The sequence below is a fragment of the Candidatus Symbiopectobacterium sp. NZEC127 genome (genome assembly GCF_025962675.1).
Taxonomy (GTDB): Bacteria; Pseudomonadota; Gammaproteobacteria; order Enterobacterales; family Enterobacteriaceae; genus Symbiopectobacterium.
The window spans coordinates 420,259-437,975 of the sequence record NZ_JAGFPG010000001.1; the positions used below are offsets into that span (position 1 = coordinate 420,259).

General features: G+C 53.5%; 15 protein-coding genes. 14 read left to right on the forward strand and 1 reads right to left on the reverse strand.

The features are described from left to right. The first annotated feature begins 65 nt into the window (after positions 1–65). From J5069_RS01895 to J5069_RS01905, 3 genes are all read left to right on the forward strand, one after another. Positions 66–1,427 carry a 2-hydroxycarboxylate transporter family protein gene (locus tag J5069_RS01895; RefSeq protein ID WP_264642254.1) on the forward strand — a complete coding sequence of 454 codons (1,362 nt, stop codon included), beginning with the start codon at positions 66–68 and terminating at the stop codon, positions 1,425–1,427. A 194-nt stretch (positions 1,428–1,621) separates the two neighbouring features. Next, positions 1,622–2,380: a flagellar brake protein gene (locus J5069_RS01900; protein WP_413542212.1), complete on the forward strand. Its 759-nt coding sequence runs from the start codon at positions 1,622–1,624 to the stop codon at positions 2,378–2,380. 348 nt (positions 2,381–2,728) lie between these two features. Beyond that, positions 2,729–4,093, forward strand: a complete 1,365-nt coding sequence (locus J5069_RS01905) for an APC family permease (RefSeq protein WP_264642256.1) — start codon at positions 2,729–2,731, stop codon at positions 4,091–4,093. An 83-nt stretch (positions 4,094–4,176) separates the two neighbouring features. Here the strand turns inward: J5069_RS01905 and sbcB are convergent, their stop codons facing one another. After that, a complete protein-coding gene (gene sbcB, locus J5069_RS01910) occupies positions 4,177–5,607 on the reverse strand; it encodes an exodeoxyribonuclease I (RefSeq protein WP_264642257.1) in 1,431 nt (476 codons plus the stop codon). 380 nt (positions 5,608–5,987) lie between these two features. On the opposite strand from sbcB, the gene J5069_RS01915 reads away from it, so the two are divergent. The 11 genes from J5069_RS01915 to kdsB all read left to right on the forward strand — a co-directional run bounded on the left by J5069_RS01915 (position 5,988) and on the right by kdsB (position 17,511). Further along, positions 5,988–6,473 (forward strand): hypothetical protein, encoded by a 486-nt coding sequence (locus J5069_RS01915; RefSeq protein ID WP_264628235.1) that lies wholly within the window; start codon positions 5,988–5,990, stop codon positions 6,471–6,473. A 601-nt stretch (positions 6,474–7,074) separates the two neighbouring features. Beyond that, positions 7,075–8,016, forward strand: coding sequence for a siderophore ABC transporter substrate-binding protein (locus J5069_RS01920; RefSeq protein ID WP_264643696.1), 942 nt, complete (start codon positions 7,075–7,077; stop codon positions 8,014–8,016). A 21-nt stretch (positions 8,017–8,037) separates the two neighbouring features. Then, the gene (locus tag J5069_RS01925) at positions 8,038–8,997 is read left to right on the forward strand and encodes an ABC transporter permease (RefSeq protein WP_264642258.1); all 960 of its coding nucleotides are present in this window, start codon (positions 8,038–8,040) and stop codon (positions 8,995–8,997) included. Continuing rightward, the gene (locus J5069_RS01930) at positions 8,987–9,991 is read left to right on the forward strand and encodes an iron chelate uptake ABC transporter family permease subunit (RefSeq protein ID WP_264642259.1); all 1,005 of its coding nucleotides are present in this window, start codon (positions 8,987–8,989) and stop codon (positions 9,989–9,991) included. Before J5069_RS01925 ends, J5069_RS01930 begins: the two co-directional genes overlap by 11 nt. Next, entirely contained in the window at positions 9,988–10,746 is a 759-nt protein-coding gene (locus J5069_RS01935; RefSeq protein ID WP_264642260.1) for an ABC transporter ATP-binding protein, read from the forward strand. Before J5069_RS01930 ends, J5069_RS01935 begins: the two co-directional genes overlap by 4 nt. 152 nt (positions 10,747–10,898) lie before the next feature. Further along, positions 10,899–11,240 (forward strand): PTS system regulator TmaR, encoded by a 342-nt coding sequence (tmaR, locus tag J5069_RS01940; protein WP_264642261.1) that lies wholly within the window; start codon positions 10,899–10,901, stop codon positions 11,238–11,240. A 247-nt stretch (positions 11,241–11,487) separates the two neighbouring features. Next, positions 11,488–13,767, forward strand: coding sequence for a ComEC family protein (locus tag J5069_RS01945; RefSeq protein WP_319801653.1), 2,280 nt, complete (start codon positions 11,488–11,490; stop codon positions 13,765–13,767). A 37-nt stretch (positions 13,768–13,804) separates the two neighbouring features. Further along, positions 13,805–15,553: a lipid A ABC transporter ATP-binding protein/permease MsbA gene (gene msbA / locus J5069_RS01950; protein WP_264642262.1), complete on the forward strand. Its 1,749-nt coding sequence runs from the start codon at positions 13,805–13,807 to the stop codon at positions 15,551–15,553. After that, positions 15,550–16,542 carry a tetraacyldisaccharide 4'-kinase gene (gene lpxK / locus J5069_RS01955; protein ID WP_264642263.1) on the forward strand — a complete coding sequence of 331 codons (993 nt, stop codon included), beginning with the start codon at positions 15,550–15,552 and terminating at the stop codon, positions 16,540–16,542. The genes msbA and lpxK overlap by 4 nt, the downstream gene beginning before the upstream one ends. Before the next feature lie 43 nt (positions 16,543–16,585). Continuing rightward, a complete protein-coding gene (locus J5069_RS01960; protein WP_222157225.1) occupies positions 16,586–16,768 on the forward strand; it encodes a Trm112 family protein in 183 nt (60 codons plus the stop codon). After that, positions 16,765–17,511, forward strand: coding sequence for a 3-deoxy-manno-octulosonate cytidylyltransferase (gene kdsB / locus J5069_RS01965; protein WP_264642265.1), 747 nt, complete (start codon positions 16,765–16,767; stop codon positions 17,509–17,511). Before J5069_RS01960 ends, kdsB begins: the two co-directional genes overlap by 4 nt. The last annotated feature ends 206 nt before the right edge of the window (positions 17,512–17,717 follow it).

Below are 17,717 nucleotides of genomic sequence, written 5' to 3' on the forward strand. Positions count from 1 at the left end.
GCATTCCAGAAGAGATGTCAACGCATTCTATTTTTGTAGATAGCAATAATACCATGGCGGTGAACATGAAAGATGATATGAGTGATGTCAGGCGAGTTGATAAGGCGCATCGACCCGATTTACTTAAAAATAAATGGCAGCGTATCTGGCACGATTATAAGGTGGGTGTGATCCCGCTACCGCTGTTTATTCTGGCGGGAGGATTGGTGGTACTGAACTGCGTCAACGATACCTTATCAAGTGATATTGTCGTGATGGTCGTGACCCTGGCTTTTTTCGGTTTTGCCTGTGGTGAATTCGGTCGTCGTTTACCGCTGGTGGGTAAAATGGGGGCCGCGGCCATTTGCGCCACCTTTATTCCCTCTGCCTTGGTGTATTACGGGCTGTTACCCCAGGCGGTGGTGGCATCAGTCAGCACCTTTTATCACGACAGCAATATTCTGTACCTCTACATTTGCTGCATTATCGTGGGCAGTACGCTTAGCATGAACCGCACTACCTTGATTCAGGGATTCTTACGCATCTTTATTCCGATGCTGTGCGGTGAGGTGGTCGGCATGTTGACGGGGATGGCGGTGGGCCTCGCACTGGGAATGGATCCGTTCCATCTGTTTTTCTTTTTGGTGTTACCCATTATGGCGGGGGGCATTGGCGAAGGGGCGATTCCGCTTTCGATTGGTTACGCGCTACTGCTGAATCAGGATCAGGCCGATGCGCTGGGTCATATGTTGCCGATCGTGATGTTGGGGAGCCTGACCGCCATTATTCTGGCGGGAATATTGAATCAACTCGGCAAACGCTTTCCACATCTGACAGGAGAGGGGGCGTTGATGCCTGACAGCATGAGCCTCAGCAACAGCTCGCCCGACTTGTCTGCGCCGCCCAGCGCAAAGCCTGAATTAGCTTCTATCGCGGCGGGGGCGCTACTCGCCATGCTGCTCTACATGGTGGGGGTGGAAATATACCGTGTCTGCGGGTTGCCCGCCCCGGTTGGCATGCTGTTTCTGGCGATCGCGCTCAAGCTGATAAACGGGATTTCACCGTCGCTGCTGGCGGGCTCGCAGGTGGTGTATAAATTCTTTCAAACGGCGGTAACCTATCCCATTTTGTTTGCGGTCGGGGTGGCGATGACATCCTGGCAGGCGCTGGAAGAAGCATTGACGTTGGCGAATCTGTTGGTGATTGTTTCCACCGTGCTGTCATTGGTGATTACAGGCTTTCTGGTGGGCAAAAAGATTGGCATGCATCCTATTGACGTTGCGATTATCTCTTGTTGTCAGAGTGGGCAGGGAGGTACGGGAGATGTCGCCATTTTAAGTGCCGGAGAGCGGATGGCATTAATGCCGTTTGCGCAAGTCGCTACCCGCGTTGGCGGCGCATTGAGCGTGTCACTGGCGCTTCTGGCGCTGAACACGGTGCTGGCCTGAATGCCTGATGCGTATTGGCTTGACGCCATGCCTCTCCACACCGTAACGTTAAGGGGCTCAGCATCATTTCCTGCACGCCATGTAATGATAGTTTCGCAACCGCTGAGCTAAAGTTTACTAATCCGCTGCCGATACCCATGTGATGTTTTTTTCATGCGATTGGCTGCCGATGTGCATAGACCATTCATTTCATGATGGGGATAGGTGTGGTGGAACAGAATTCCAAAGAACAGTTTGTCAAGCGCAATAAACTGGCTATCTGCGCGACGTTACGCGACTTGCAAAAAAATGATATCACTGTGATGGTTAACCATGCGCGCGGGCAATTTATCAGTAAGATTCTGGATGTATTTCCAGACGATAACCTCTTTGTTTTCGACCTTGGTGGCGTTGAAACCGAAAACAGTCGCGCGTTGTACGCAGGCGATCTTGCTTTCGTGGCTGAACCGGCAGGCGCTAAAGTAGAATTCAAGTCCAGTATTGCTCGCACTGTTGATTTTCAAGGCTTACCAGCGTTCACGGCCCAGGTTCCACCCGAGCTGTTCTATATACAGCGCAGAAACTATTTTCGCATTACTACCCCCGTGTGGCCACCGCTGCTGTGTCGCGGTGAGTTAGTGGATAAGACGCCGTTTCAGTTTGAAATTAAAGATATTTCCCTCGGTGGTTTAGGGCTGTATACCGAACGGGACATGAGCGACGTGATTTCGCCGGGCGACATTCTGGAAAATGTCGAGATGGACCTGGATGAATACGGCTTCTTCTGCGTCGATATGCAACTGGTGGGTCAGGCTGACAGCAAAGTCGTTGACAGCAAAGGCGAAGTGAAAGTGATGAAGCGGCTGAGCTTTAAATTCCCGGCGCTTTCGGCTTCTCAAGAGCGCGATTTGCAGCAGGTGATCTACGAATTGGAACGCTTACAAATCCAAAAAAGAAAGCGTTTTCAGGATTGATTGCTGGCGCTACCGCGCAGAATAATATTTTTTTACATTTAGCTCGGCGAGAATCCCACTAAATGTCATTAAGAATAACACTATAGCTTGTCAGAATACCCCAATTAGGGCATTATACGCGCCCTGTAAATAGCCGACGCTTCACTAGCGTCGGTTATTTTTTTGCATCAAACCATGACGCAACATCTGTGTTTTCAACCAAGAGGCCGGACATCGATCCGGATAGATAATCAGTATTCTGTGTGCCAAACGGCCACGATGAGGAAAGGAAAATGGGGCAATTTCTCAATAGGGCACCGGCGTTTGTCGGTCCAACGTTGTCTGTTGTGGGAATAGGAGAGGCTTATCATGTCTGTTAACAGTGCCGCTCCGGCTTCGCAACGTGCTCAGTTAAGAAAAACCCTGACGCTGTGGCAGGTGGTCATGATGGGGCTGGCGTACATGCAGCCAATGACCATTTATGATACTTTCGGCATCGTGACCAATTTGACGGATGGCCATGTCGCCACCGCCTATGGCTTCGCGCTGATTGGTATCCTGTTTACTGCTGTCAGCTACGGCAAACTGGTGCGCCGTTTTCCTTCCGCAGGCTCAGCCTACACTTACGCGCAAAAGGCGATCAGCCCGCACGTCGGCTTTATGGTTGGCTGGTCTTCGTTGCTCGATTATCTGTTTATGCCGATGATTAACATCCTGCTGGCGAGAACCTATCTGGAAGCGATTTTCCCAGGGGTACCGGCCTGGATTTTCGTGGCAGGACTGGTCGCCCTGATGACGATGTTCAACCTGCGCGGCATTAACATTGTTGCCAACCTTAACTCGATTATCGTGGTGGTGCAGGTAGCGATCATGGCGGTTTTCCTGGGCCTGCTGATTCACGGGGTGTCACAAGGTGAAGGCGCGGGTACGTTGGTCAGCACGCGACCGTTCTGGTCCGAGAATGCGCATGTCGTACCGATGATTACCGGCGCGACCATACTGTGTTTCTCTTTCCTGGGTTTTGACGGTATCAGCTCATTGTCAGAAGAGACCCCGGATGCCGGACGTGTGATCCCGAAAGCGATATTCCTGACCGCACTGATTGGCGGCGTGATCTTTATCGTGGTGTCATACTTCCTGCAACTCTATTTCCCTGACGTTGCCCGGTTCAATTCGCCAGAATCTTCTCAGCCGGAAATTATGCTGTACGTGGCGGGGAAATTCTTCCAGTCGATTATTCTGGTGTTCTCCTGCGTTACCGTACTGGCTTCCGGGATGGCTGCGCATGCCGGGGTTTCCCGCCTGATGTATGTCATGGGGCGTGACGGTGTGTTCCCAGAACGCTTCTTTGGTTATATTCACCCGCAGTGGCGCACGCCGTCGCTGAACGTACTGCTGGTCGGCGTGGTGGCACTCTCTGCGGTCTCTTTCGATCTGGAAGTGGCAACGGCGTTAATTAACTTTGGGGCGCTGGTGGCATTTACCTTTGTCAACCTGTCGGTGATTTCGCAGTTCTATCTGCGTGAAGGCCGTAACCGCACGCTGAAAGACACCTTCCACTATCTGGTGTTGCCGCTGTTAGGCGCATTGGCGGTGGGGGCGCTGTGGCTCAATCTGGAGAAAAGCTCCATGACGTTGGGGCTGATTTGGGCGTCTATTGGCCTGATCTACCTGGCGTTTGTGACTCGCACTTTTCGTGAGCCGGTACCGCAGTGCAGCGAAGAACTGCTGTAATGATGTAGTCGATAACCGCACGTTTCGATCTTGGGCCGGTTCACGATGTGAACCGGCTTTTTTATGCCTTAGCGCCGTAAAAATCAGCCGACCAACGTCTGCGTATAGACAAACAGGGCTTTCAGCAATTCAGTTTTGCGCTTGTCGTCTTCATGCTGGGCATAGAGGTCGTTCAAGTGTGAGACATAATCCTGAAGGCGCTCAGGCGTGAATACCGCTTTACGGTGCTGTAACCAACGCTGTTGCTCGCTGTCATCCAACGTACCGGGAAAATTTCTGGCGCGATAACGGAATAATAACTGCGCGATGCGATTGTCATTGAATGACAGATCCAGCGCGGGCAGGTTCTTTGCCGCTGTCTGCTGAATAATGTTCATGGCAGCCCGGTCGGCATCGCCAAAAAAGCCATCATATAACCGCATATCCACGTCACCGTCCGGCGTGAAGGGCGGCGCATCGGCATAGAGCGCAACCACTTTTTCGCGAAGATCGCTGCGTTGGCGTAACAGCGCCAGATTATCGAGACAGCGCTGGCGATCGATACCCAGTCGCGCAGCATCTTCTGGGCGCAGCGTGTTGGCGGGGGCCAGCACTGGGCATTTATTGATATGCACCAGTTTGATGGGGGCCGGGCTTTGCTCTGGAGTCAGACGATCACGCGGGGTATAGAGCCGTTCACGTAGCCCATCAGCATCCAGCTCAAGCAGCGGGGTGATATCACCGGCCAGATCGCACAGGATCACCGCATTGCGATTTTCCGGGTGCCAGGCCAGCGGTACCACCCAACTGGTATTGCCGCGCGCCGCGCCAAACATCCCACTGACGTGCACCAGCGGTTTCATTTGGGGGATATCGATAAGCTGACTGACCTTGTTTTTATTGCGCAGCGCAAACAGATACTGGAACAGTTTCGGCTGGGCTTGCTTGAACAACTTTGCCATGGCAATGGTGGCATACACATCGGACATGGCATCGTGGGCGTGTTCGTGCGCTACGCCATTGGCCTGTGTCAGGTGCTCCAGGCGAAAACTGGGCAAGCCATCATCATTTTGCGGCCACACAATGCCGTCCGGGCGCAAGGCATAGCAGGCGCGCAGCGCATCCAGCAAATCCCAGCGTGAATTCCCGTGCTGCCAACAGTAGGCGTACGGATCGTAGAAGTTGCGGTAAAAAATGTTGCGGCTCACCTCATCGTCGAAGCGAATATTGTTGTAACCCATGATGCAGGTGTTCGGCACGCTGAAGGCAGCATGAATCTGGCTCGCAAATTCCGCCTCGCAAACCCCTTTGGCCTGCGCGATTTGCGGCGTAATGCCGGTGATGAGCACCGCTTCCGGTTCGGGCAGGTAGTCATCCGTGGGCTGGCAGTAAATGACCAGAGGCTCACCAATGATATTGAAGTCCATATCGGTACGCACACCGGCAAACTGCGCCGGGCGATCGCGGGCAGGATGTTTGCCGAAGGTTTCATAGTCATGGATAAAGTACGTTGGCTGTATTGATGTGTCGCTCATTGTCTTATTAATCGCTCTCATGCGTTATTTTGTCTATTACAACCAGTGTGTTATGTAAAAAATCCGTCTTTGTTTGTCTTACTTGGCACCACAAACCGTTAAGTTGCATTTGCTAGACCGATGCCATTTGCGTACATAATTGCTACCTATTCCAATTTACTGCGTGTACACCATACTATTACGGCCCACTGCGACACAAAGCTAAAGTTACTACTTGGAAAATATCAGAGTTCACGCCCGTTTCATCCCAACTTTCTTTTTTATTCGGCATGTCGCGCATATAGGCGAAATCATGAAGGTACCTGATAGGACCGTGATTGCAGGATGATATCATGTCAAGTAGACTTGACAGTGAACCATGTGTTCAAAAGGGGCAATACATGAAAAAAGACCATAGCATATCTGGAAAAATTAGCTTCTATGCCAGTGGTATAGATTCAGTTAGGGTTTCCCGTCCCTTAAATATATTGAATGCCATGGATCAACTTGAAAAGTATTTCTCGGAGATAAATAGTGAATTCTCTGCCCGCATAGAGTACGGACGCCAGCTTGTGGCTGATATCACCTCTTTACCTTCACCTGTCAGTGAAGAACTCCTTACTCTGATTGAGAATGATCAGGAGTCTTTGCGAGCTATGTATCAAGACATGGCTGATAACGCAGGTGGGGTTATGGGATGCTGCAAGCCGGGAGAAACGCTTTACGAAGAATTGTTACAGGCAATGGCTGTGACGAAAGGACTGTTTGACCAGCAAGAAGCACTACGTTGGGCAATCATGGAACACAACGCGGATGTTATGCCGAAAGGGAAAGCGACAAAACTATCTTCTGCTGAAGAGGTGGACGCTTTTTTTGCCTCTTTATGAACAGAATAATCAGGCATATAGATGCAACCACGTACACAACGTTTGTTCTTTCTGCCAAAAGATTGCCTGATGACATAAAGCAGCATTTAAAAGATGCTATTAAAGAACTTCTGACAAACCCACAGCCTAAGAGGTTGAGGTTAGAGAAGTTAAAAGGCAACAACCAGCCTCCTGTCTTTACCATCCATATCACAGCAAATCATAGCCACAAACTCAGTTTTGAGCTAAACGGAGATGTAGCTGTGCTACGCAGGGTCGGAACCCATAAAGCGATAGATCGCAGACCATAGCCTCATCGTGATTTTCCCCAGCAACAGGGGACACGCGACTCAGTGAGTCAACGCTCAACCAGAAATAATTCACATGACAACGTCCGTACCAACCAGCAAGAAGCCCCTGTAAACCTCGCGTAGTGTCATGTCCACATTACGTGGGTAAGATCAAAGCACGGGTTTCCTGATGTGCATCAATTCCTAAGGGGCAGGAATCCCTATGCATTCGCATCGTCATTCGTTACAATTTCGCACTTTAATGCGAATGATAATTAAATTCCTTCTAACACGCAGTGCCGTGCAAGAAGGTAATTAACAAGGAGACGATGATGCGGTTTTCCAGTGCGATTAAAACGACGCTGTTAGCTTCTTTGCTGGTGGTAGCAGGGTGCGATCAGTCAGAGAAGTCCTCTACGGCCAGTTCAACCATTAGCGTTGAACATGCCCAAGGGGTAACAACGGTACCGCTGCATCCGAAAAAAGTTGTCGTGTTTGATCCCGCCATTCTGGATACGCTGGATGCATTGCAGATCCCGGTAGCCGGTGTGCCGCAAAGCAGCGCGCATCTTCCTCCTTTCCTGGCAAAATATTCCGGCAGTGAATACCTGAATGCCGGCACCCTGTTTGAGCCCAATTATGAAGCGCTGAGCAGCGCCAAGCCGGACCTGATTATTGCGGGTGGTCGTGCCCGTGATGCCTATGAAAAACTGAGCGGTATTGCGCCGACCATTTCTCTGGATGTTGATGAGCAGCAATTTATGCCGAGCTTTATCCATCGCATTGAGCAACTGGGTGAGATTTTCGGCAAACAGGATGAAGTCAAAGCCAAGCTCGACGATTTCAAACAACGCGTCGCACAAACCCGTGAAAAAGCGGGGCAAGCCGGTACAGCCATGGTGCTGATGGTCAACGGCGGCAAGATTTCTGCCTATGGCCCGAAATCACGCTTTGGCTTTGTGTTTGACGAACTGGGGTTCGCCACTGCCACCGAATTTCCCGATCCGGGTCGCCATGGCAACGTGGTTACCGCTGAGCTGCTGCTGAGTATCAACCCTGAATGGCTGTTTGTATTAGATCGTGATAGCGCTATCGGCACTACCGGTGGCTTGCCAGCCCAGCAAGTGTTGGATAACCCGCTGGTGACGAAAACCAAAGCGTGGCAGAACCAGCATGTGGTGTATCTTGATTCCGCGTCACTCTATATCGCCGGTGGCTTGCAGAGCTATTCGCGTCTGATTGATGACGTCAATAAAGCGTTAGACAAGAAGTAATCAGATAGCACGATGCTTGCCATGAAACCTGTCTATTTGTCGGCGGTATTCGTCCTGTTGGCGGGGATGATCGTTGCCAGCCTGTTTGTCGGTGCGGGTCAGGTGACCCTGGATGCCGTGTGGCGCGATCCTATTATGCGCGATATCTTCCTGATCAGCCGTGTTCCGCGCACGCTGGCGCTGCTGCTGGCGGGCAGTGCCATGAGCGTGGCCGGTTTGATCATGCAGTTGTTGACGCAGAACCGCTTTGTCGAGCCGTCTCTGGCGGGCACCACGCAGTCCGCCAGCCTGGGATTGTTGGTGGTGATGGTGTTAATGCCCTCCGCCTCGCTGCTGGTGAAAATGACCGTTGCCAGCCTGTTTGCTATGGCAGGCACCGTGCTGTTTATGCTGCTGTTGCGGCGCATCGTGCTGAAATCGGCGCTGGTGGTGCCGCTGGTGGGTATTATGCTGGGCGCGGTGATCGGTGCGATCACCACCTTCGCTGCGATGCACTTTGACCTGTTGCAGTCGCTGAGCGGCTGGGAATCTGGCGATTTCTCCGGCGTGCTGCGCGGGCGCTACGAGCTGTTGTGGCTGGTGGGCATTCTTACACTGATTGCCTGCTGGACGGCAGATCGCTTCACTGTTGCGGGCATGGGCCGCGAATTTTCCGTCAACGTCGGTCTCAACTATCGGCAAGTGATGCTGCTCGGGCTGGCGATTATTGCCATCATCAGCGGGGTGGTGATGGTGGTGGTCGGTACGCTGCCTTTCCTCGGTCTGATCGTGCCAAACCTTGTCAGTATGCTGCTTGGTGATAATGTGCGTAAAACCATTCCCTGGGTGTGCCTGCTGGGAGGGGGATTGGTGTTGCTGTGCGACGTGATTGGCCGGGTAATTCGTTATCCGTTTGAGATCCCGGTGAGTGTCATTCTGGGCGTCATTGGTGCGGTGGTGTTCCTTATCCTGTTGTTGAGTCAAAAACGCCATGTCAGTTAACGAGGTTAAACTATCCCGCAGCGATAGCGGACTGATGTCCGCTATCGGAACGCCAGCGAAACGCTTGTGGTTACTCGGCGCGTTGGCGCTGACGGCGATCGTTATTTTTATGACCATCAAGCTCGGCAGCAATTTGCAGTACATTCTGGTGCATCGTGGCCTGACGTTGGCGACCATGCTGCTGGTGGCGTTCGCCGCCAGCACCTCCACGCTGCTGTTTCAAACGGTGACCAACAACCGCATTCTCACGCCCTCCATCATGGGTTTCGAAAACCTGTTTGTGCTGATCCAAACGCTGATCATCTTTATGTTTGGGGCTAAGGGCATTCCCTGGGTGGGCGTCAGCGGCAAGTTTCTGTGTGAAGCGCTGCTGCTGGTGATGTTTTCTGCGGTGCTTTATCGTTGGCTGTTTTTGGGGCGACGCGACAACCTGCATCTGGTGCTGCTGGTCGGCATTATCTGCGGCACGCTGTTTCGTAGCGCCTCGAGCCTGATGCAGCGCCTGCTGACGCCCACGGAGTTTGCCGTATTGCAAGGGCGCATGTTTGCCACCTTTACCCGCGCTGTGCCGGAGCTGATCGCGTTGACCGCGCTGATCGTGGTGGTGGTTGCCATTATTATCTGGCGGCGGCGTTTCGAACTGGATGTGCTGGCGTTAGGGCGTGATAGCGCAGTGAATCTGGGCATCAACTTCAACCGCAGTGTCACCCTGATTCTGCTGCTGGTGTCGGTACTGGTGGCGGTTTCTACCGCGCTGGTCGGCCCGCTCACTTTCCTGGGCTTTATGGTAGCCAATCTGGCGTATCTGGTGGCTGGCTCCAGCCAGCATCGCATTTTGTTGCCCACGGCGTTTCTGCTCGGGGTGATATCCCTGGTCGGCGGACAGCTGATCCTGGAACACCTGCTGAATATGGCGGGGGCATTGTCCGTTGTGATTGAATTTATCGGTGGGACTCTGTTTATCTTGTTGTTATTGAAAAAGGTTGCCGTGTGATTGAGATTGAGCATCTAACCAAGGCCTATTACGATCAAGTGGTGCTGAATGACATTACGGCCACCATTTCCCGTGGTGGCGTAACGTCAATCATTGGGCCTAACGGGGCAGGGAAATCCACCCTGCTGTCGGTAATAAGTCGCTTGTTGGCGGCGGACAGCGGTCGCGTCACCGTTAATGGGATGGATATTGCCACCACGCCCGGTGAGCAGATGGCGACCTGCCTCTCTGTGTTGCGCCAGGAAAACCGTTTTACCAGCCGCCTCACCGTTGAAGAGTTGGTCGGCTTTGGCCGTTATCCCTACACCAAAGGGCGTTTGAACGCTGAGGACCGCAAACGCATTGCGGATGCTCTGGCTTTCCTCAATCTCACCGAGTTTAAAGATCGTTTTCTGGACGAACTGTCCGGCGGTCAGCGCCAGCGCGCCTATGTGGCGATGGTATTGTGTCAGGATACCGAATACGTTCTGCTGGATGAGCCGTTGAACAATCTCGATATGAAACACGCGGTGGCGATGATGAAACAGATCCGTCGCGCCGCGGATGAGTTGGGCAAAACCATCGTACTGGTCATTCATGACATCAACTTCGCGTCTGCTTACTCGGATTATATTATTGCGATGCGCAAAGGGCAGATTGTCTATAACGGCAAGCCGGAAGAAGTGATGGTCTCCTCGGTGTTGGAATCCATTTTTGATACCCAGGTCGAGATTGAACAGGTACGCCATCAACGTATTGCCGTCTATTATCGTTGATATTGTCACCAATTTTCGCCTTTGAACGGGCGGCAGGTGGGGTAACTGAAAAACCGACTTGTCGAGCATAGTCACTCCCCTGTATCGTGAGCGGAGTGACGGTCAACACACCGTTGATCTCAAAGTTAACTGATCCACGTGAGGGGATAACAATGGATAAGGCGACCAAGCCCTGTTTCCAGGATGTGCTCGAGTTTGTGCGAATTTTCCGTCGCAAGAACAAGTTGCAGCGTGAAATTGTCGATAACGAAAAGAAAATCCGTGATAACCAGAAGCGCGTACTGTTGCTGGATAACCTGAGCGAATACTTGAAACCGGGCATGAGTATTGAAGATGTTCAGGGCATTATTGCCACCATGCGCGGTGACTATGAAGATCGCGTGGATGAATACATCATCAAGAATGCCGATCTGTCAAAAGAGCGTCGCGATCTCTCCAAGAAATTGAAAGAGATGGGCGAAATGAAGTGCGCCGTGCCGGGCCAAGACGCGTAAGCGCTACCTCCTTTTTATCAGGCCGCCTGTGCGGCCTTTTTTATTGCTGCATTTTCTGGTTGCTGCGTGATGCTTCTCGCGTTGCCCCAAGCCCGCTGACGATTGCGATCGCGCTTCACCCCTTGCGCTGCGTCATGAAAATTGACGTCATCCCATGCGAATCCCGCTGCAACTCTGTGGCATAAGGCTGTACCGTTCCACCACAACGCGTCACGCTGCTTGCTGCTGAATCATAAAGGAGGCAGCCATGGCGAGAATGACGTTTAGCATGGCGTCATGTGCCGTTATTGCGGGAACTCTGCCTCTGCTGTGGTTGCCGCAGATACCGTCACGCTGGGCTTCGGTCACGGTGTTGATGGTGTCGATGCTGCTGTTGGCAACCTGCCGCGCCAGAATAGCGCGGGTGTTGAGCCTCTCCGTTATCTGTTTGGCACTTGCGCTACTTGATGCCCATTCCATGCTAACGACCATGGCCGACATCGATGGTAAAGCGCTAAGCGCTGAGGTGAAGATCGTAGAGATGCGCATCTCCGGTCATCAGGATCAACAGATTCTGGTTCAGGTCGAAAAGCTGCGAGGCAGATGGGTTTTTCCGGCGTTTTACGCCACGCTCACGGTGCCGAGTGCGATGGAGGCGTGGTGCGGTGGACAGCGTTGGCTGATTCGTGCCCGTTTTCGTCCGCTTCATAGTCGGTTAAATCAAGGTGGATTTGACCGGCAACGCTGGGGGATTGCCAAGCGGCAGTTGGCGTCGGCGCGCGTGCTGCGTGCTACGCCGATTACGCTAGCGTGCGGTGCGCGTCAACGCCTGTTAACGCAGGTTGAACAGCACGCCAGCGCGCTGCGTTGGCATGCCATCTTGCTGGCGCTGGTGTTTGGCGTAATGAAATCGTTAACGTCTGAAGCCAGCGCCGTGTTGCAGCAGACGGGCACCATGCACCTGATGGTGATTTCTGGATTGCATATCGTTTTGGCTGCCATGTTCGGTTGGGGACTGATGCGTGCTGTGCAACGCCTGTTGCCGTTGCGTTGGATCGTGCCGCAGTTACCCCTGTTGGCCGGTGTGCTCTTCGCCTGGAGCTATGCGTGGTTAGCGGGCGAAAACCCGCCGGCGATCCGAGCCGCGCTGGCATTTAGCCTCTGGACGCTGATTCGTTTATGGGGCGTTACCTGCACCTCTTGGCAAGTGTGGTTGTGGTGTATCGCATTACTTTTTCTCGGCGAGCCGATGATGGTGCTGTCCAACAGCTTTTGGCTCTCTTGTGTCGCCGTCGCCGGGCTGATTTTCTGGTTTCAATGGGCACCGTTGCCCTATCCATTTTGCCAAGGGTGGCGTTGGGCTCTCTTGCGTGTGGCGCATTTGCAATGTGGCATTACCTTACTGCTGCTGCCGTTGCAGTGGGGGATTTTTAAGGGCATCAGCCTTACATCGCTACCGGCTAATATCTGGGCCGTGCCGCTGGTTTCTTTTATTACTACGCCCCTGGTGTTGTTGGCACTGCCGCTGGCGTCGTTCCCCATGTTAAGTTACAGCACCTGGTGGCTGGCGGATCGATCGTTGGATGTGGTGTTTCTGGTGCTCAAACCGCTGCAACGCGGCTGGATAGCCATTGACGAACACTACCTTGCCTGGAGCCTGATGGGGTGGTGCGGCGTTATTATCTGGCGCTTTGGCTGGTGGCGCCTCTATCCTGCCAGCGTGGCGGGGTTAGTGCTGTATCTGGTGCTGCAGCGGGCTGCAGCCCCGCAAGCGGAATGGCGATTGGACATGTTGGATGTGGGGCACGGATTAGCCATGGTTATCGAACGGGAGGGGCATGCAATCCTGTTTGATACGGGCAGCCAGTGGCCGGGCGGTGACATGGCGCAATACGAGATTTTGCCCTATTTACGCTGGCGTGGCATCACGCCCGAGTCGGTTATTCTCAGTCACAGCCATCAGGATCATATCGGTGGCCTTGGCTCTTTGTTGCAGGCGTATCCTGGGCTCACGGTGTACAGCCCGTTTACCCAGCCGGGGCATCGCGCTTGTATTCAGGGGGAGACCTGGCAGTGGCGCAGGTTGAGGTTCACGGTATTGTGGCCGCCAAAACGGGTGGCGTACGCGGGAAACGATGATTCCTGCGTGGTGCGTATCGATGATGGTAGACACCGCGTGTTATTGACCGGAGATATCGAAATGAAAGCAGAACGACGCCTTGAGAGCGCGATGCGAGACGAATTGGCTGCTGATTTGTTACAAATTCCCCACCACGGCAGTAAGACCTCATCCAGTGCACCATTTTTACGCGCGGTGAATCCCCAGTATGCGCTTGCCTCCACTGGACGCTATAATCCGTGGCGTCTGCCGTCTGCTGCGGTTATCGCCCGTTATCGCAAAGGTGGACATCATTGGGTCGATACGGCGCAATCAGGACAAGTCAGTGTACGTTTTTTCAACGAACACTGGCAGGTTTTACCCTATCGTGAGCGGCTATCGCCGTTTTGGTATCATCAGTGGTTTGGCGTAAAGCGCGATAGTGAGTAGAATAAGCGGCTATTTATAAATAATTCAGGTTTATTGCATGCTGAATGATAAAGACCTCTCCACCTGGCAGACCTTCCGTCGCCTGTGGCCGATGATTTCTCCCTTTAAGGCGGGTTTAGCCGCGGCGGCCATTGCGCTTATCATCAATGCGGCGGGTGACACGCTGATGCTCTCGCTGTTGAAGCCTTTGCTGGATGAAGGGTTTGGGAAAACCGATCGCAGCATTTTGCTGTGGATGCCACTGGTGGTGATGGGCCTGATGCTGGTACGCGGGGTAACCGGTTATGTGTCCGCTTACTGCGTCTCCTGGGTATCCGGCAAGGTGGTGATGAATATGCGCCGTCGCTTGTTTAGCCACATCATGGGTATGCCCGTCGGCTTTTTCGATCAGCAATCAACCGGAACGCTGCTCTCTCGCATTACCTATGATTCCGAGCAGGTGGCTTCTTCTTCATCCGGGGCGTTAATTACGCTGGTGCGCGAAGGAGCGTCGATTATCGGCCTGTTTGTGCTGATGTTTTACTACAGTTGGCAACTGTCTATTATCCTGATTGTGATTGCGCCTATCGTGGCTATCGCAATCCGCGTAGTGTCTAAGCGTTTTCGCAATATCAGCAAAAATATTCAGAACACTATGGGGCAGGTGACCGCCAGCGCCGAGCAGATGTTGAAAGGCCATAAAGAAGTGCTGATTTTCGGCGGTCAGGACGTCGAAGTGGCGCGTTTTGATAAAGTCAGTAACCGCATTCGTACCCAGGGTATGAAAATGGTTTCGGCATCAGCGATTTCTGACCCGATTATCCAGTTGATTGCGTCTCTGGCGTTGGCATTTGTGCTTTATGCCGCCAGCTTCCCAAGTGTGATGGATACGCTGACGGCCGGGACCATCACCGTGGTGTTCTCCTCAATGATCGCCCTGATGCGTCCGCTTAAATCGCTCACCAACGTCAATGCCCAGTTCCAACGCGGGATGGCGGCCTGCCAAACGCTGTTTGCCATTCTGGATATGGAACAGGAGAAGGACGAAGGCACGCGCGTGCTGGAAAGAGCCGAAGGTGAGCTGGAATTCCGCAATGTCAGCTTTTCCTATCCGACCAAAGAGACGTTGGCACTTAAGAATGTCAGCCTGCACATTCCTCCGGGTAAAACGGTCGCGTTGGTCGGGCGCTCAGGATCCGGCAAATCCACTATCGCCAACCTGATTACCCGTTTTTACGATATCCAATCCGGCGAGATTCTGATGGATGGGCATGACCTGCGCGAATATACACTCTCCTCGCTGCGTCGTCAGGTTGCGTTAGTGTCGCAACATGTGCATCTGTTTAACGACACCATCGCCAACAATATCTCCTATGCCTGCGGCGATCGCTATTCGCGAGAAGACATCGAGCGCGCGGCTAAAATGGCGCATGCTATGGACTTTATCAGCAAAATGGATAACGGTCTGGATACCATTATCGGTGAAAATGGCGTCTTGCTCTCTGGCGGGCAGCGTCAGCGTATTGCCATTGCGCGCGCATTGCTGCGTGATTGTCCGATTCTGGTGCTGGATGAAGCAACGTCAGCACTGGACACTGAATCAGAAAGAGCGATTCAGGCTGCACTGGATGAACTGCAAAAAGATCGTACCGCATTGGTGATTGCGCACCGTTTGTCTACCATCGAGAGTGCGGATGAAATTTTGGTGGTCGAGGATGGGCAGATTATTGAACGTGGGCCACACGCGGAACTGCTGGCGAAAAATGGCGCTTACGCACAGTTGCATAGAATGCAGTTTGGCGAATGATAGCGCGCATCTGGTCCGGCGCATCGCGGCTCTACTGGCTGCTTATCCCTTTCGCGGTGTTGTATGGACTGATTACGGCGGTTATCCGCTATAGCTATCGTGCGGGCTGGCGTCGAGTCTGGCGTGCGCCCATCCCGGTCGCGATCGTGGGCAACCTGACCGCAGGGGGAAATGGTAAAACGCCGCTGGTGGTCTGGTTGGTAGAACAACTGCAACGCCAAGGGTATCGCGTTGGCGTGGTGTCGCGTGGCTACGGTGGCAAGGCGGAGCGCTATCCGCTGGTGGTGGATGCCTCGGTGTCTACTGCCCAAGCGGGCGATGAACCGGTGCTGATTTACCAGCGCACGGGCGCTGCGGTGGCGGTATCCCCTGTGCGGCGCGATGCGATTGAGGCGCTACTGGCGCGTCAACCGCTCGACGTGATTGTCACCGATGACGGTTTGCAACACTACGCGCTGGCGCGGGATATCGAGATCGTGGTGGTGGACGGTGAGCGTCGCTTTGGTAACGGCTGGTGGCTACCTGCCGGGCCGATGCGCGAGCGGGCTGCGCGCCTGCACAGCGTGGATGCCATAGTGGTTAACGGTGGAGAACCCCAGTCCGGCGAAATTGCCATGCATTTGCAGCCGGGTGACGCAATTAACGTGCTCACGGGGGAAACCAGCCCGGTGGCGAGCTTGACGAGATGTGTCGCCATGGCTGGCATAGGTCATCCGCCCCGTTTTTTTGCTACGCTGCGATCGCAAGGCGTGAGCGTTGTGCGTGAAGTCACGTTTGCCGATCACCAAACGTATCTGCCAGAAGCAATTCAGGCGCTGACCGAGGATAATCGGCAGCCATTGCTGATGACGGAAAAAGATGCGGTGAAGTGTCGTACTTTTGCTCAGGCCAACTGGTGGTACGTGCCGGTCGATGCGCAACTTGCCGAGCCGGGAGCATCAATATTGCTGGATAAGATAACGTCATTGTTGACTTCACCACGCGCGTAACGTGGCTACCCCTTTTGTTTGTAAGCACCTTAATGGAGGATGCATGGATCACCGTTTACTCGAGATCGTTGCCTGTCCGGTATGCAACGGACGGCTGTACTACAACAAAGAGAAGCTGGAACTGATTTGTAAAGCGGATGCTTTGGCCTATCCGGTGCGTGAGGGTATTCCGGTCCTGCTGGAAAACGAAGCGCGCAAAATTCCCGCCGATGAGATTACACAATGAGTTTTACTGCGATCATACCTGCGCGCTATGCCTCAACGCGCTTACCGGGAAAGCCGCTGGCCGATATCAACGGTAAGCCGATGGTGGTGCATGTGATGGAACGCGCTCTGGAATCCGGTGCCAGCCGTGTGATTGTCGCGACGGATCATCCTGACGTTCAACGTGCGGTGGAGCTGGCCGGCGGGGAAGTGTGCCTGACCAGCGCCGATCACCACTCTGGCACTGAACGTCTGGCTGAGGTTATCGAACGCTACCAATTCCCAGATGATGAAATCATCGTCAACGTGCAAGGGGATGAACCCTTGATTCCTCCGGTGATTATTCGCCAGGTAGCGGATAATCTGTCTGTGTGTCAGGCCGGGATGGCAACGCTTGCGGTACCGATCACCACCGCAGAAGAAGCGTTTAACCCCAATGCGGTAAAAGTGGTGATGGATGCGCAAGGCTATGCGCTCTATTTTTCCCGCGCCACCATTCCCTGGGATCGTGAGCGTTTTGCCCAAAGCAAAGAGACGATTGGTGACCATTTCTTACGCCATATCGGCATCTACGCTTACCGCGCGGGTTTTATCCGTCGTTATGTGACCTGGCAACCCAGCAGCCTGGAGCAGATCGAACTGCTCGAGCAGTTGCGCGTGCTGTGGTACGGCGAGAAAATCCATGTTGCGGTAGCGCAGGCCGTGCCCAGCGTCGGTGTGGATACGCCAGAAGATTTACAGCGCGTGCGCGCTGCGATGGTGTAACGTTCGCCACTACGCTCTTACCGTCATTCCCGCCTATCCCCCGTCATTCCCGCGTAAGCGGGAATCTCCTACAGGCTAAACGCGTATCTTCTGTCAGCGGTCCCCGGCCTACGCCGAGGACGACGGGTGGTTGTCACCTCGGCGCTCAGTTCCAAAACGATGCCGCAGCCTGCCGATGGCACTTTATTTGATCTATATTGAAGAAA

Coding starts and splice junctions, on each gene's coding strand:
- J5069_RS01915 (WP_264628235.1), top strand. CDS start 5,988: ATGAAAAAAGACCATAGCATATCTGGAAAAATTAGCTTCTATGCCAGT.
- J5069_RS01960 (WP_222157225.1), top strand. CDS start 16,586: ATGGATCACCGTTTACTCGAGATCGTTGCCTGTCCGGTATGCAACGGA.
- lpxK (WP_264642263.1), top strand. CDS start 15,550: ATGATAGCGCGCATCTGGTCCGGCGCATCGCGGCTCTACTGGCTGCTT.
- J5069_RS01900 (WP_413542212.1), top strand. CDS start 1,622: ATGGGGATAGGTGTGGTGGAACAGAATTCCAAAGAACAGTTTGTCAAG.
- J5069_RS01920 (WP_264643696.1), top strand. CDS start 7,075: ATGCGGTTTTCCAGTGCGATTAAAACGACGCTGTTAGCTTCTTTGCTG.
- msbA (WP_264642262.1), top strand. CDS start 13,805: ATGCTGAATGATAAAGACCTCTCCACCTGGCAGACCTTCCGTCGCCTG.
- J5069_RS01930 (WP_264642259.1), top strand. CDS start 8,987: ATGTCAGTTAACGAGGTTAAACTATCCCGCAGCGATAGCGGACTGATG.
- J5069_RS01895 (WP_264642254.1), top strand. CDS start 66: ATGAAAGATGATATGAGTGATGTCAGGCGAGTTGATAAGGCGCATCGA.
- J5069_RS01945 (WP_319801653.1), top strand. CDS start 11,488: ATGGCGAGAATGACGTTTAGCATGGCGTCATGTGCCGTTATTGCGGGA.
- tmaR (WP_264642261.1), top strand. CDS start 10,899: ATGGATAAGGCGACCAAGCCCTGTTTCCAGGATGTGCTCGAGTTTGTG.
- sbcB (WP_264642257.1), bottom strand. CDS start 5,607: ATGAGCGACACATCAATACAGCCAACGTACTTTATCCATGACTATGAA.
- J5069_RS01905 (WP_264642256.1), top strand. CDS start 2,729: ATGTCTGTTAACAGTGCCGCTCCGGCTTCGCAACGTGCTCAGTTAAGA.
- kdsB (WP_264642265.1), top strand. CDS start 16,765: ATGAGTTTTACTGCGATCATACCTGCGCGCTATGCCTCAACGCGCTTA.
- J5069_RS01925 (WP_264642258.1), top strand. CDS start 8,038: ATGAAACCTGTCTATTTGTCGGCGGTATTCGTCCTGTTGGCGGGGATG.